Annotated in this window: 13 protein-coding genes; 11 read left to right on the top strand and 2 right to left on the bottom strand. The window is 60.9% G+C overall.

Annotation, left to right across the window (positions count from 1 at the left end; genetic code table 11):
• Positions 1–31 precede the first annotated feature (31 nt).
• Both ASD31_RS08500 and ASD31_RS08495 read left to right on the top strand, forming a co-directional pair.
• Positions 32–856 carry an enoyl-CoA hydratase gene (locus ASD31_RS08500; RefSeq protein WP_056331865.1) on the top strand — a complete coding sequence of 275 codons (825 nt, stop codon included), beginning with the start codon at positions 32–34 and terminating at the stop codon, positions 854–856.
• A complete protein-coding gene (locus ASD31_RS08495; RefSeq protein ID WP_056331863.1) occupies positions 856–1,089 on the top strand; it encodes a hypothetical protein in 234 nt (77 codons plus the stop codon). Before ASD31_RS08500 ends, ASD31_RS08495 begins: the two co-directional genes overlap by 1 nt.
• Position 1,090: 1 nt before the next feature.
• On the opposite strand, the gene ASD31_RS08490 is transcribed toward ASD31_RS08495, so the two are convergent.
• The gene (locus ASD31_RS08490) at positions 1,091–1,927 is read right to left on the bottom strand and encodes an EamA family transporter (RefSeq protein ID WP_056333104.1); all 837 of its coding nucleotides are present in this window, start codon (positions 1,925–1,927) and stop codon (positions 1,091–1,093) included.
• 238 nt (positions 1,928–2,165) lie between these two features.
• Here ASD31_RS08490 and ASD31_RS08485 point away from each other — a divergent pair, with 238 nt between their 5' ends.
• The 3 genes from ASD31_RS08485 to ASD31_RS08475 all read left to right on the top strand — a co-directional run bounded on the left by ASD31_RS08485 (position 2,166) and on the right by ASD31_RS08475 (position 4,397).
• Complete coding sequence (locus ASD31_RS08485; RefSeq protein WP_056331861.1) at positions 2,166–2,594, top strand: CoA-binding protein; 429 nt, start codon at positions 2,166–2,168, stop codon at positions 2,592–2,594.
• A 131-nt stretch (positions 2,595–2,725) separates the two neighbouring features.
• Entirely contained in the window at positions 2,726–4,006 is a 1,281-nt protein-coding gene (locus tag ASD31_RS08480; protein ID WP_056331859.1) for an O-acetylhomoserine aminocarboxypropyltransferase, read from the top strand.
• A gap of 46 nt (positions 4,007–4,052) precedes the next feature.
• Positions 4,053–4,397, top strand: coding sequence for a cupin domain-containing protein (locus ASD31_RS08475; RefSeq protein WP_056331856.1), 345 nt, complete (start codon positions 4,053–4,055; stop codon positions 4,395–4,397).
• A gap of 36 nt (positions 4,398–4,433) precedes the next feature.
• Here ASD31_RS08475 and ASD31_RS08470 read toward each other — a convergent pair whose 3' ends face one another.
• Positions 4,434–5,681: a cytochrome P450 gene (locus ASD31_RS08470; RefSeq protein ID WP_056331854.1), complete on the bottom strand. Its 1,248-nt coding sequence runs from the start codon at positions 5,679–5,681 to the stop codon at positions 4,434–4,436.
• A 209-nt stretch (positions 5,682–5,890) separates the two neighbouring features.
• On the opposite strand from ASD31_RS08470, the gene ASD31_RS08465 reads away from it, so the two are divergent.
• The 6 genes from ASD31_RS08465 to hupB all read left to right on the top strand — a co-directional run bounded on the left by ASD31_RS08465 (position 5,891) and on the right by hupB (position 14,162).
• Complete coding sequence (locus tag ASD31_RS08465; protein WP_056331853.1) at positions 5,891–6,742, top strand: endonuclease/exonuclease/phosphatase family protein; 852 nt, start codon at positions 5,891–5,893, stop codon at positions 6,740–6,742.
• A 17-nt stretch (positions 6,743–6,759) separates the two neighbouring features.
• Positions 6,760–8,319 (top strand): phospholipase D family protein, encoded by a 1,560-nt coding sequence (locus ASD31_RS08460; RefSeq protein WP_056331851.1) that lies wholly within the window; start codon positions 6,760–6,762, stop codon positions 8,317–8,319.
• 260 nt (positions 8,320–8,579) lie between these two features.
• A complete protein-coding gene (clpP, locus tag ASD31_RS08455; RefSeq protein WP_056331849.1) occupies positions 8,580–9,212 on the top strand; it encodes an ATP-dependent Clp endopeptidase proteolytic subunit ClpP in 633 nt (210 codons plus the stop codon).
• A gap of 301 nt (positions 9,213–9,513) precedes the next feature.
• Positions 9,514–10,791, top strand: a complete 1,278-nt coding sequence (gene clpX / locus ASD31_RS08450; protein ID WP_056331847.1) for an ATP-dependent Clp protease ATP-binding subunit ClpX — start codon at positions 9,514–9,516, stop codon at positions 10,789–10,791.
• Positions 10,792–11,240: 449 nt separating this feature from the next.
• Complete coding sequence (gene lon / locus ASD31_RS08440; RefSeq protein WP_056331843.1) at positions 11,241–13,661, top strand: endopeptidase La; 2,421 nt, start codon at positions 11,241–11,243, stop codon at positions 13,659–13,661.
• Positions 13,662–13,889: 228 nt separating this feature from the next.
• The gene (gene hupB, locus ASD31_RS08435; protein ID WP_056331841.1) at positions 13,890–14,162 is read left to right on the top strand and encodes a DNA-binding protein HupB; all 273 of its coding nucleotides are present in this window, start codon (positions 13,890–13,892) and stop codon (positions 14,160–14,162) included.
• The last annotated feature ends 116 nt before the right edge of the window (positions 14,163–14,278 follow it).

Below are 14,278 nucleotides of genomic sequence, written 5' to 3'. Positions count from 1 at the left end.
TATCCGCAGGTAATCAGAGGAGAGAGACGACATGGCAGAAGTGGTTTCGTTGCGCGGCCAGGCATCTGACGGGCTCATGCGGCGCGAGGTTTCGGGCAATGTCGTGCGCTTGACCTTGAACCATCCGCCGGCAAATGCGCTTTCGATCGCGCTGATGGAGGCGCTGATCGCCGAGCTCGACGCCGTCGCCCAATCCGACGAGATAAGAGTCGTGGTTCTGGCTGCCTCCGGGGTGCTGTTCTGCGCCGGCCATGACCTGAAGGAACTGACGGCGCACCGCACTGATGAAGACGGCGGGCGGGCCTTCTTCGAGAAAGCCTTCCGGCTCTGCGCCGATCTCATGCTGAGGATCAACCGCCTGCCGCAGCCGGTCATCGCCGAGATCGACGGGCTGGCGACGGCCGCCGGTTGCCAGCTGGTGGCCAGTTGCGACCTGGGGATCTGCACCGACAGTTCCACCTTCTGCACGCCCGGCGTCAATATCGGCCTGTTCTGCTCGACGCCGATGGTCGCCGTGTCGCGCGCCGCCCATCGCAAGCAGGCGATGGAGATGCTGCTGACCGGCGAGACGATCGATGCCTCCACCGCCAAGGATTTCGGCCTCGTCAACCGCATCGTCCCGAAACAATATCTGCAGCAGGTGGTCGATAAATATGCCGCCGTCATCGCCTCGAAATCGCCGCAGGCGCTGGCGATCGGTAAGCAGGCCTTTTACCGCCAACTGGAAATGGAGACAGTCGAAGCCTATGATTTCGCGGCCGGCGTCATGGTCGACAATATGCTCAAGGCGGACGCCAAAGAGGGGATCGGCGCGGTTCTCGGCAAGCGCCTGCCGGAATGGAGGGGGAAAAAATAATGGCTCGAATTATCAAGCTCGAACGTGCCGAGATGCAGCGATTCCAACTTCATGATGAAGTCGATGCAAAGTTTTTTATCCAAGATTATGACGGACGAAAGCTGCTTCAAATATCGACTTACGGACGCGATAGTCGACAAGATCGTGGAAAGCTCAGCCAGACTGTTCAATTCGATGAGCAAGCCGCTAACGAACCGTTTTCTATCCTCAAGAGCGATTTTGGATTTAAATAATTTAAGCTAGCTTCAGCATCAGGGCGCCGAGCGCGATCAGGCAGGCGGCGGCGATGCGGAAGAGGCTGACGCGCTCCTTGAGGAAGACGATGGAAATGACGATGGCAAACAGGATGGATGTTTCGCGCAGCGCCGCCACCGTGGCGACCGGCGCCTTCGTCATCGCCCAGAGAGCAAGCCCATAGGCGCCGAGTGAGCCGCCGCCGCCGATCAGTCCGCGCCACCATTGATGGCGCACATGAAAAAGCACCGGCGCCACGCCGCGCTTGTAAAAGGCCCAGGCGAACAGAAGAACCGGCGGCAGGAGCGCCATCCACAGCGTATAGGAAATCGGATTGAGCGCCAGCCGCGCGCCGATCCCGTCGACAAACGTATAGCTGGCGATGACGACGGCATTGGCGAGCGCGAGCAGGATGGCACGTTTGCCGCCCCGGCGCGCTTCGAACGCAAGGGTCAGCACGCCGACTGAGATCGTCAGCACGCCCGCGAGCGCGCCGGTCGTTAGCGTTTCTCCGATGATCGCGCCGCTGGTGGCCGCCACCAGCAAGGGGGCGACGCCGCGCATCAGCGGATAGACGAGCCCGATATCGCCGGCCCGGTAGGCCGCCGCGACAAGCTGGAAATAGGCGAACTGGAACAGCGCCGACAAAAGAACGAACGGCCAGGCATCCGGATGCGGAAATGGCATGAAGGGCAGGAAAGGCAGGGCGACGACCGCGGCGCCGAGCGCGATCATCGCCGCGTCGAGCGACTTTTCCGATCCCGCCTTGACCAGGGCATTCCAGGTCGCATGCAGGAGCGCCCCGAACAGAACGAGCGCAATGACGTCGAGGGACAAGGGGAAAACCTTCAGGCGATAGGAGAGCGGGCGGAACAACCGATTTGTGAGGCCGGGATCGCCGAAAAGCAACGGGATTTTGCAACTAGGTCAGAATTCGCGGCCGTACCCGCTGCAACTGAACCGCCTGCAACCGGCATGAAGCGCGGAATAGCACGGGAGGCCGTGTTCAATCGGTTGACAGTGCGCCACGCTGTCCCAATTATCATCCGGTGACTGTGCAGCGCGGAATTCGACCATGAATCATGACGCCTATCCCGATTTCTATCTGACCGACATCCTGCGATCGACGAAGACCATTGCGCTTGTCGGCGCCTCGCCCAATACCGAGCGGCCGAGCCATCGTGTCATGGCCTTCCTGCTGCGCAAGGGCTACAAGGTTTTCCCGGTCAATCCGGGGCAGGCCGGCAAGCAGATACACGGCCAGACGGTCTATGCGCGGCTTGCGGATATTCCCGAGCCCATCGATATGGTCGATGTATTCCGCGCCTCGGAGGCGGTGCCGGCTCTGGTCGATGAAATCCTCGCACTCGAGACGCGCCCGAAATTCATCTGGACGCAACTGGCAGTCCGGGACGATCAGGCGGCGAAAAAGGCGGAGGAAGAGGGGCTGAAAGTGGTGATGGACCGCTGCCCGGCGATCGAATATCCGCGCCTGATCGGGTGATCCGGCCTCCGTTCTCTTCACAAGAAGAAAATCCTGCCCGCCGGAGGGGAAAACCGGCAAAAACACACTTTGACGGCCGGGTGCCGCCTCTGAAATAGTGCGGCCAGATCTGGCCAGGGGAGACTAAGTCCATGAAAAACAATCCGGGGTTCAACACGCTTGCCATTCACGCCGGCGCCCAGCCCGACCCGACCACCGGCGCCCGGGCAACGCCGATCTACCAGACGACGAGCTTCGTCTTCAACGATGCCGATCATGCCGCCTCGCTGTTCGGCCTACAGGCCTTCGGCAATATCTATACCCGCATCATGAACCCTACGCAGGCGGTGCTGGAAGAGCGCGTGGCGGCACTCGAAGGCGGGACCGCCGCCCTTGCCGTTGCGTCCGGCCATTCGGCGCAATTGCTGGTGTTTCACGCGATCATGAGCCCGGGCGACAATTTTCTCGCGGCAAGGCAGCTTTACGGCGGCTCCGTCAATCAGTTCGGCAATGCCTTCAAATCCTTCGACTGGCAGGTCCGCTGGGTGGATACGGCCGATATAGCCTCGTTCGAAGCCCAGATCGACGAACGCACCAAGGCGATCTTCGTCGAAAGCCTTGCCAATCCCGGCGGCACCTTCGTCGATATCGCCGCGATCTCCGAAATTGCCAGGAAACATGGCCTGCCGCTGATCGTCGACAATACGATGGCGACACCCTATCTGGTGCGGCCGATCGAGCATGGCGCCGACATCGTCGTGCACTCGCTGACGAAGTTCATGGGCGGCCACGGCAATTCCATGGGCGGGGTGATCGTCGATGGCGGCACGTTCGACTGGTCGAAATCCGGCAAATATCCGGTCCTGTCCGAACCGCGCCCGGAATATGCCGGCATGGTGCTGCATGCGACCTTCGGCAATTTTGCCTTTGCCATTGCCTGCCGGGTGATCGGCCTTCGCGATTTCGGGCCGGCGATTTCGCCGTTCAATGCCTTCCTTCTCCTGACGGGCATCGAAACCCTGCCGCTGCGCATGCAGCGCCACTGCGACAACGCGCTTGCCGTCGCCACCTGGCTCAGCACCCATGACAAGGTCGCCTGGGTCAATTATGCCGGCCTGCCGGACAATGCCAACCACAGCCTCCAGCAGCGCTATTCGCAGAAGGGCGCCGGCGCTGTCTTCACCTTCGGGCTGAAGGACGGCTACGAGGCCGGGAAGCGTTTCGTCGAAGGCCTGGAAATGTTCTCGCATCTCGCCAATATCGGCGACACGCGCTCGCTGGTCATCCATCCCGCATCGACGACCCATCGGCAGTTGAGCCCCGAACAGCAGACGGCCGCCGGCGCTGGCCCGGAAGTCGTTCGCCTGTCGGTCGGTCTCGAAGATGTCGCCGATATCATCGCCGATCTCGAGCAATCGCTCGCCAAGGCGTGATGCGCCAGGGAAAGAAGGCGGAATCGTCGGTATTTTTGGAGCATCCATGAGCAATGCGCTGAAATTCGATCCGTCCTCCGTTCAGCCGGAACGCGGCGCTCCGGCGCCCGACCGGCTGATTGCCGGCACGCCGGAATTCCGCACCTGGAATTTCGAGGAAGCGGCCGGCGGCCTCTATGCCGGCATCTGGGAGGCGACGCCGGGGAAATGGCGCATCGCCTATGACGAATGGGAATATTTCCATATTCTTTTCGGCATTTCGATCGTCACCGAAGACGGCGGCACCGAAACCCGCCTTGAGGCAGGCGACAGCATGATCCTCAGGCCCGGCTTCAAGGGAACCTGGGAAGTGCTTGAAACGACTCGCAAAGACTATGTCATCCGGCTGTAAGCCCGGTTCGCCCCGAACAATGAACGGAGCGGCGATCTACCACGCCAGGTCCAGCCGCTCCAGGCCGTGGAAATGATAGCTGTCCTTGACCTGCGGCTCGCTCTTGAGGCGCAGGCCCGGCAGACGTTCGAACAGGATCGGCAGCGACAGTTTCAGCTCCAGCCTTGCCAGCGGCGCGCCGATGCAGAAATGCAGGCCCGCGCCGAAGGAAAGATGGGTGCCGTCGTTGCGGTCCGGGCGAAAGGCGAGGGGATCGGGGAATTTCTTCGGGTCGATATTGGCCGCCGCCAGCAAAAGTCCGATCATGTCGCCCTTTTTCAGCACGATGCCGTCTTCAAGCTCGACATCGGTCAGGGCATAGCGCTGGAAGACATGCAGCGGTGCCGCGCAGCGCATGCATTCCTCGACCGTGCGCGTAACGGCCAGATCGTCCGAAAAGGCGATTTCCGCCGGCGTTGCGGTCTCCAGCAGAATGCGCACGGCATTGCCGAGCTGGTGCACGGTCGCCTCATGACCGGCGTTGAGGAGGAGCACGGCGGTCGAGACCAGTTCGTCATCCGACAGATGTTCGCCATCCTTGCCGGCGGCGATCATATGGGTAAGCAGGTCGTCGGCTGGATGGGCGCGCTTCCCGTCAATCAGGCCCTTGAGACAGGTGCCGAACTCCACCGCCGCCCGATTTGCATCGAGTTCGGTCTCGCGCGTCGGATTGAACATGTACATGCGCACCATCCGGTGCGACCAGTCGAGCAGTTGCGGCGCCATCTCGACCGGCACGCCCAGCATGCGGGCGATCACCGTCACCGGAATGATTTCCGCATAGGTTTTCAGAAGCTCGACTTCGCCGTCCCCTTCGAAGCCGTCGATGATGGAATGGCAAAGCGCCGCGATCTCCGGTTTCAGCTGTTCGATCTGGCGGGAGACGAAGGCGCGGTTGACCAGGGTACGCAGCCGCGTGTGGGCCGGCGGCTCCAGTTCGAGCAGGGAATGCGCCTCGATCCGGTCGAAATCCTCAAGATGTGGCTTGGGCTGCGGCAGGCCGAGTTCCTCGCGGGTGGCCACATGCAGGATCTGCCGGCCGAATCGGCGGTCGCGCAAAAGCCCGTTCACCTGGTCGTAGCCGGCAAAGTACCATTTTTGCTGCTCCTCCCAGAAGAAGGCCGGGCATTGGGCGTGCAGGCGGGCATAGGTGGCCAGAGGATCGGCGTAGAATGCCGGATTGCGCACGTCGATGCTGACGCGGCGGGTCGAGGGATCGATGGAGGCGGGAGGGGAAGCTGTCATTCATGGTCTCGTCGGGCGCGAAGGATCGGCCTTCGGTTTTAGGGTATGCGCCGCCGGTCCGGCAAGAGCGCCGGTTGCGTCGAGGGACCGAGCTTGCCGGAAAATATGCCAAAGAGGCGGTAAAGCAGCTGCGCATTGGAAATCGTCTTGCTTTGCGCCATGGCGCATCTATTTCATAGGGAAGAGAACGGCATGACCAGAGAGAGACTATGGCTTCGTCGCATACCAGCCTGTCAGCGGGCATTTTCGCCGCCATCCGCGGAAAGCGCGTATCGCTTGCGGGCAGGGACCCGGCCGGAGATCGGGGCGATACCGTCATCGCCTCCTATAATATCCATAAATGCGTCGGCACCGACAAGCGCTTCGATCCCGGTCGGATCGCCGAGGTGATCGGCGAAATCGACGCTGATATCATCGCGCTCCAGGAGGCCGACCAGCGGTTCGGCGAGCGTGCCGGCCTGCTCGACCTGGAGCGCCTACACCGAGACTGCCACCTCGTATCGGTGCCGATCGCGGCCTTTTCCTCCAAGGGCCATGGCTGGCACGGCAATGTGCTTCTGCTGCGCGAGGGCGCCGTCGCCAAGGTTCATCAGTTGAAACTGCCAGGCGTCGAGCCGCGTGGTGCGCTGGTGGTCGATCTTGATCTGAAGGCCGGGCCGCTCCGGATCATCGCCGCCCATTTCGGCCTGTTGCGTCATTCGCGCGCGCGCCAGGCGGAGGCCATTCTGACGGCGATCCGCGAAGCCGAGGAGCGGCCGACGCTCTTGATCGGCGATCTCAACGAATGGCGCGTTGGGCGACGCTCTGCCTTGAGCTTGCTCAGCCCGGTTTTCGACCATTCCACCACGGCGGTACCGAGCTTTCCCTCGCGCTTTCCGCTGCTGGCGCTGGACAGGGTCATGGGCAGCCCGGCCAATCTGGTAACGGCCGTCGAGGTTCACAATACGCCGCTTGCCCGTGTTGCATCGGATCACCTGCCGCTTAAGGCCTTCATCGACCTGCGGGCGGCGCTGGGCGATAGCGGCACGGCGAGGCAAGCGGTTTCCGCCATCCAACCCTGACGGACAGGTCGTCGTTCATGCGTGCCTTTTTCGTCACCCTTGCAATCTTCGCATCCTGCCTCGTCGCCGCGATCGCCGTCTATGCCTATGGCCGTTTCGGACGGCGGCTGCAGGGGCCTGCCGGAAGCGCGCTCAGGCCGCAGGACGGCCAGACCGAGCTTGACCGGCTGGCGGCACCGCTTCTCGGCGCCCATGCCGGCCTCGACGGCGTGTCGCTGATTTCCGACAATATGGCTGCCTTTGCATTCCGGGCGCTTTCCGCGCGCAAGGCCGGGCGCAGCCTGGACCTGCAATATTACTACTGGAAGAACGACCTGACCGGGCGGCTTCTGACCCGCGAAGTGCTGGCCGCCGCCGATCGCGGCGTGCGGGTGCGGCTGCTTCTCGACGATATCAATGCCGGCCTGCACGACCGCATGTGCCTGGCGCTCGATGCCCACGAGAACATCGAGGTCCGCCTGTTCAACCCGAGCCGCGCCCGCACCGACCGCTTCAAGCGCGGGCTTGAAATGATGCTGCGTCCCTTCCGCGCCACTCGGCGGATGCACAACAAGCAGTGGATCGCCGATGGCCGCCTGGTGATTGCCGGCGGACGCAATATCGGCGACGCCTATTTCGACGCCGACGAACAGGCAAATTTTCGTGATCTCGATGTGTGGATGCTGGGCCCCGCGGCAGAGGAGGCAGGTTCCGTCTTCGATCTCTACTGGAACAGCCAGGTGGTGCTGCCGATCGGATCGCTGCGCACGCCGCGCAAGCATTATCTGCCGACGCTGCGCGCGAAGCTCGAGCGCGTCGCGCAGACGCCGGGCGGCCGCCATTATCTCACCCATGTCGATACGATGATGCAGGACGGCGGCCTCTTTCCGCCCGAGGACATGATTCACTGGACCGACGACGTTCGCCTGATCTCGGACCCCCCGGAAAAGGCCTTCCTGCAGAAGCGTCACAACTGGATCATGCGGGAATTGCTGCCGGTCCTGACCTCGGCGCGCAGCGACGTGCGGATCATCTCTCCCTATTTCATTCCGGGCGCGCTCGGAACCGCCGAGATCGCCAAGATGGTCGAGGCTGGGGCCAATGTCGCGGTCCTCACCAATTCGCTGGCGGCAACCGATGTCGCGGCCGTGCACGGCGCCTATGCCAACTACCGCAAGGCGCTGCTCAAGAGCGGCGCCATCCTGTTCGAGCTGAAATCCATCCACGAATTCGGCGATCCGCAACGCATGTCCCTGTTCGGTTCACGGGGAGCGAGCCTGCATACCAAGGCCTTCACCGTCGATGGGAAGACGGGCTTCGTCGGGTCGATGAATTTCGATCCGCGCTCGGCGTCGCTGAACACGGAAATGGGCGTTCTATTCACCAATCCGGCTCTGGTCGAAAAGGTCGAGACGCTGTTCGATGAGGAAACGCGGCCGGCAAACAGCTTCCGCCTGACGCTCGACGAAGGCAGGATTCGCTGGCATGACAGCGAGGACGACAGGGAAAGAGTGTTGCGGCGGGAGCCGGAAGCCGGCTTCCTGCGCCGCCTGACCGCCGGCGTGATCGGCGTCCTGCCGATCGAATCGCAGCTTTGAGCCCGATTTTACGCTTTTTTCACCCTGTCGGCCGCAATGCCTGTGCGCAACGGCGCGAAAGCCGGCAGGGCGATGGCATCATTGCTAGAAGGCGCTGGAGTACGGTGATCGGCGGCGCTTTCGGCAGTCGTGGCGATTAACGTTATGCAGAGTTCGCGACTTGAAGTCGGGTATGGGGACACTCTATGTATGAAGCGAGATATTCCCGATGATTCCCGGCGCACGAAAGCGTTTGCGTGCCGGCTTGACAAAGGTTTGACATGAGAAATCCCGTTGATACCGCCATGGCCCTCGTGCCGATGGTCGTTGAACAGACCAATCGCGGCGAGCGTTCCTACGATATCTTTTCGCGCCTCCTGAAAGAGCGCATCATTTTTCTGACGGGGCCTGTGGAAGACCACATGGCGACGTTGATCTGCGCGCAACTGCTGTTCCTGGAAGCGGAAAACCCCAAGAAGGAAATCGCCCTCTACATCAATTCACCGGGCGGCGTGGTTACGGCCGGCATGGCGATCTACGATACGATGCAGTTTATCAAGCCGGCCGTCTCGACGCTGTGCATCGGCCAGGCCGCGTCCATGGGCTCGCTGCTGCTCGCCGCCGGCCACAAGGACATGCGCTTCGCCACCCCGAACGCCCGCATCATGGTGCATCAGCCTTCCGGCGGCTTCCAAGGCCAGGCTTCCGACATCGAACGCCATGCCCGCGACATCCTGAAGATGAAGCGCCGCCTCAACGAAGTCTACGTCAAGCACACGGGCCGGACCTATGAAGAGGTTGAACAGACGCTCGACCGTGACCATTTCATGACGGCGGACGAGGCACTGAGCTGGGGCGTCGTCGACAAGGTCATCACCTCACGTGAAGCCATGGAAGCGGCGCAAGAGGCCTGACATTCAAGCTTTTGTGTGCGGATAGAGGCATTTGTGACACATTTGTAACCCTTCTAGGGGTTTATCCGCAGGCCAAAGCCGTTAATATCGACCGTTAATGCTATGTTGAAGTTTGAAGTCCTAGCATTCGGTATTCGGTGGGAGATTCGTTGCTGCCGGACATCAGACAGGGAATGTCTGAAGCCGGTTCGTACTCCCGAAAGCGCCGCATCTTTGCGCATGTAGGCGGAAAGATGACGGAGCGGGTTGAGTGTCCGCGGCACCTTTCCGGAGGTGTCCGGCGTGCTGGAAGGAAAGTGATATGAGCAAAGTCGGCGGTAGCAACGGCGGTGACTCCAAGAATACCCTTTATTGTTCCTTCTGCGGCAAGAGCCAGCATGAGGTCCGCAAGCTGATTGCAGGACCCACCGTATTCATCTGCGATGAATGCGTGGAGCTCTGCATGGATATCATCCGCGAAGAGAACAAGACCTCGATGGTCAAGTCCCGCGATGGCGTTCCGACGCCGCAGGAGATCATCAAGGTTCTTGATGAATATGTCATTGGCCAGCAACAGGCCAAGCGTATCCTCTCGGTTGCCGTCCACAATCATTACAAGCGCCTGGCGCATGCTGCCAAGGGCACCGATGTCGAGCTGGCGAAATCCAACATCATGCTCGTCGGCCCCACCGGCTGCGGCAAGACCTATCTAGCGCAGACGCTGGCGCGCATCATCGATGTGCCCTTCACCATGGCGGACGCGACGACGCTGACGGAAGCCGGTTATGTCGGCGAGGATGTCGAGAACATCATCCTGAAGCTGCTCCAGGCGGCCGACTACAATGTCGAGCGCGCCCAGCGCGGCATCGTCTATATCGACGAAGTCGACAAGATCTCGCGCAAGTCCGACAATCCGTCGATCACCCGCGATGTCTCGGGCGAGGGCGTGCAGCAGGCACTTTTGAAGATCATGGAAGGCACGGTCGCTTCGGTTCCTCCCCAGGGTGGACGCAAGCATCCGCAGCAGGAATTCCTGCAGGTGGACACGACCAATATCCTGTTCATCTGCGGCGGTGCCTTTGCCGGCCTCGACAAGATCATTTCGGCACGCGGCGAAAAGACCTCGATCGGCTTCGGTGCAGCGGTGCGTGCGCCGGAAGATCGTCGCGTCGGCGAAGTGCTGCGCGAACTGGAGCCGGAAGACCTGGTGAAGTTTGGCCTGATCCCGGAATTCATCGGCCGTCTGCCCGTGCTGGCGACGCTCGAGGATCTCGATGAAGAGGCGCTGATCCAGATTCTGTCCGAGCCGAAGAACGCGCTGATCAAGCAGTATCAGCGGTTGTTCGAGATGGAGGATGTGGAACTGACCTTCCACGAGGACGCGCTGCGCGAAATCGCCAAGCGCGCCATCATCCGCAAGACCGGCGCGCGCGGCCTGCGGTCGATCATGGAGAAGATCCTGCTCGACACCATGTTCGAGCTGCCGACGCTGGAAGGCGTTCGCGAAGTGGTCATCTCGGACGAGGTGGTCAAGGGTTCCGCCCGGCCGCTCTATATCTATTCGGAGCGCGCGGACGAAAAGGCCAATGTCTCGGCCTGATCCCACGAGCTTGCCATCATCGGAAAAGGCCCGCCATGTGTGGGCCTTTTTTATGCCACAGAATTTCACGGCGACTCACACGCCGCCTGGGCCGAGGCGGAACCAATCGACCTGTTCAGGCTTGTCTATTTTGCATGGCTTCGATGCGTAGGGCGCTTGACCGGGATATGCCGAAGGACGGTTCTGTTGCTGTTCGCGATTGCCAATGGTGGCCAGGACCGCGATCATGTAATGATTCTGTGTCGATGGAACCTCGGAGCGTTTACCGTGGCAAGGTCCGCGACAGTCAGACAACGTTTAATATCCGGCGATGGCACAGCCAGGGCGGTCGTCGGCGAAGGGTTGAAAACAGACCCGGCGCACTCCACCTGACAGTGGAAGGAATGAGGACCCGACGCACTTGAAGGCTTCGGGTAACGCGCCCGGAAACGGGACGGAAAGGAAATGACATGACGAGCAAAACGTCTCAGACAAGCGAGAGCGCGACCTATCCGGTGCTGCCGCTGCGCGATATCGTGGTATTCCCGCATATGATCGTGCCCCTGTTTGTCGGTCGTGAGAAGTCGATCCGCGCTCTGGAAGAGGTGATGGGCACCGACAAGCAGATCATGCTGGCGACCCAGATCAACGCAAGTGACGATGATCCGGAGCCCGCCGCCATCTACCAGATCGGCACGATCGCCAATGTCCTGCAATTGCTGAAGCTGCCCGACGGCACCGTCAAGGTTCTCGTCGAGGGCCGTTCGCGCGCGGAAATCGACGGCTATACGCGCCGCGAGGAATTCTACGAAGCGATGGCGCATCCTCTGTCGGAGCCGGAAGAAGACCCGGTCGAAATCGAGGCGCTGAGCCGCTCGGTGGTTTCCGAATTCGAGAGCTATGTGAAGCTCAACAAGAAGATTTCCCCGGAAGTCGTCGGTGCCGCCAGCCAGATCGAGGATTATTCCAAGCTCGCCGATACGGTTGCCTCGCATCTCTCCATCAAGATCGTCGAGAAGCAGGAAATGCTCGAGACGACCAGCGTCAAGCTGCGCCTTGAAAAGGCACTCGGCTTCATGGAAGGCGAGATCTCCGTCCTGCAGGTGGAAAAGCGCATCCGCTCGCGCGTCAAGCGCCAGATGGAAAAGACCCAGCGCGAATATTACCTCAACGAGCAGATGAAGGCGATCCAGAAGGAGCTTGGCGACGGCGAGGAAGGCCGCGACGAGATGGCCGAACTGGAAGACCGCATCTCCAAGACCAAGCTTTCCAAGGAAGCCCGTGAAAAGGCCGATGCGGAAGTCAAGAAACTGCGGCAGATGAGCCCGATGTCGGCGGAAGCCACCGTCGTGCGCAATTATCTCGATTGGCTGCTCGGCATCCCGTGGTCGAAGAAGTCCAAGGTCAAGACCGACCTTAACCACGCTGAAAAAGTGCTCGAACTTGATCACTTCGGCCTGGACAAGGTCAAGGAGCGGATTATCGAGTATCTGGCCGTGCAGGCGCGTTCGCAGAAGATCAAGGGTCCGATCCTGTGCCTCGTCGGTCCTCCCGGCGTCGGCAAGACCTCGCTTGCAAAGTCGATCGCCAAGGCGACCGGCCGCGAATATATCCGCATGGCACTTGGCGGCGTTCGCGACGAGGCCGAGATTCGCGGTCACCGCCGCACCTATATCGGTTCGATGCCCGGCAAGGTCATCCAGTCGATGAAGAAGGCAAAGAAGTCCAACCCGCTCTTCCTGCTCGACGAGATCGACAAGATGGGCCAGGATTTCCGTGGCGATCCGTCTTCGGCCCTGCTGGAGGTGTTGGATCCGGAACAGAACTCGACCTTCATGGACCACTATCTCGAAGTGGAATATGACCTGTCGAATGTGATGTTCATCACCACCGCCAATACGCTGAACATTCCGGCGCCTCTGATGGACCGCATGGAAGTGATCCGTATCGCCGGTTACACGGAAGAGGAAAAGCTCGAAATCGCCAAGCGGCATCTGCTGCCCAAGGCGATTGCCGACCACGCCCTTCAGCCGAAGGAGTTTTCGGTGACGGACGGCGCCCTTTCTGCGGTGATCCAGACCTATACGCGGGAAGCCGGCGTGCGCAGCCTCGAGCGTGAGCTGATGAAGCTCGCCCGCAAGGCCGTGACCGAAATCCTGAAGGGTCGTACCGACAAGGTCGAAGTCACAGCCGAGAACATCAACGACTATCTCGGCGTCCCGCGCTATCGTCACGGCGAAGCCGAGCGGACAGACCAGGTCGGTGTCGTCACCGGTCTTGCCTGGACGGAGGTCGGTGGCGAGCTTCTGACCATCGAAGGCGTCATGATGCCCGGCAAGGGCCGCATGACGGTGACCGGCAACCTGAAGGACGTGATGAAGGAATCGATTTCCGCGGCTGCCTCCTATGTGCGCTCGCGTGCCATCGATTTCGGCATCGAGCCGCCGCGCTTCGACACGAGCGACATTCACGTGCATGTGCCGGAAGGCGCCACGCCGAAGGACGGTCCTTCGGCCGGCGTTGCCATGGCCACCGCGATCGTCTCGATCATGACCGGCATTCCGGTCAATAAGGACGTGGCGATGACTGGCGAAATCACGCTGCGCGGTCGTGTCCTGCCGATCGGCGGCCTGAAGGAAAAGCTGCTCGCAGCGCTTCGCGGCGGCATCAAGAAGGTGCTGATCCCGGAAGAAAACGCCAAGGATCTGGCGGATATTCCGGACAATGTGAAGAACAATATGGAGATCGTACCGGTCTCGCATATTGGCGAAGTGTTGAGCCATGCGCTGCTCAGGGTTCCGGTCGCGATCGAGTGGGACCCGGCCAAGCAGGCCGTGCCGATCGCGGTTTCCGATCCGGCGGATGACAGTTCGGTATCGATCGCCCATTAGGGCTTGACCTGAAGCCTGGATGGTGCCTGCCGCAGGGTCAGCGCCATTTTGGCACGGAAACAGTGGAAGACCGGCGATTTTGCCGGTCTTTTTTATGTAAAACCTCTCGCAAAGCCTTGCATCCTCGCGCATTCGGAGCGATTGGGTTTGCGAAGGCGAGGGTCTTGCGTATGCTGCCCCCGGCTTACAATTTGAGTCGTTTCGAACCGTATTGAAAGGGGTGGAAACATGAACAAGAATGAGCTCGTATCGGCAGTTGCCGAAAAGGCCGGACTTTCCAAGACTGACGCATCGTCCGCAGTTGATGCAATCTTCGACGTCATCCAGGCAGAACTGAAGAACGGCGGCGACGTCCGTCTCGTTGGCTTCGGCAATTTTTCGGTTAGCCGTCGCGAAGCATCCAAGGGCCGTAATCCGTCCACGGGCGCAGAAGTCGATATTCCGGCACGCAACGTGCCGAAGTTTTCCGCCGGCAAGGGTCTGAAGGACTCCGTGAACTAAGTTCATGTTTCATCGGAACACCGCCGCCTAAGTGCCGCGGTCCGAGAGCAGGTTGATGAGAGGTCCGGTTCGTCCGGGCCTCTTTTCGTTTCGCTGTCATCCGCGTGTAACACAGC

It is taken from the genome of Rhizobium sp. Root482, from assembly GCF_001426565.1.
Taxonomy (GTDB): Bacteria; Pseudomonadota; Alphaproteobacteria; order Rhizobiales; family Rhizobiaceae; genus Pararhizobium.
This window is presented reverse-complemented; position numbering and strand designations above follow the sequence as displayed.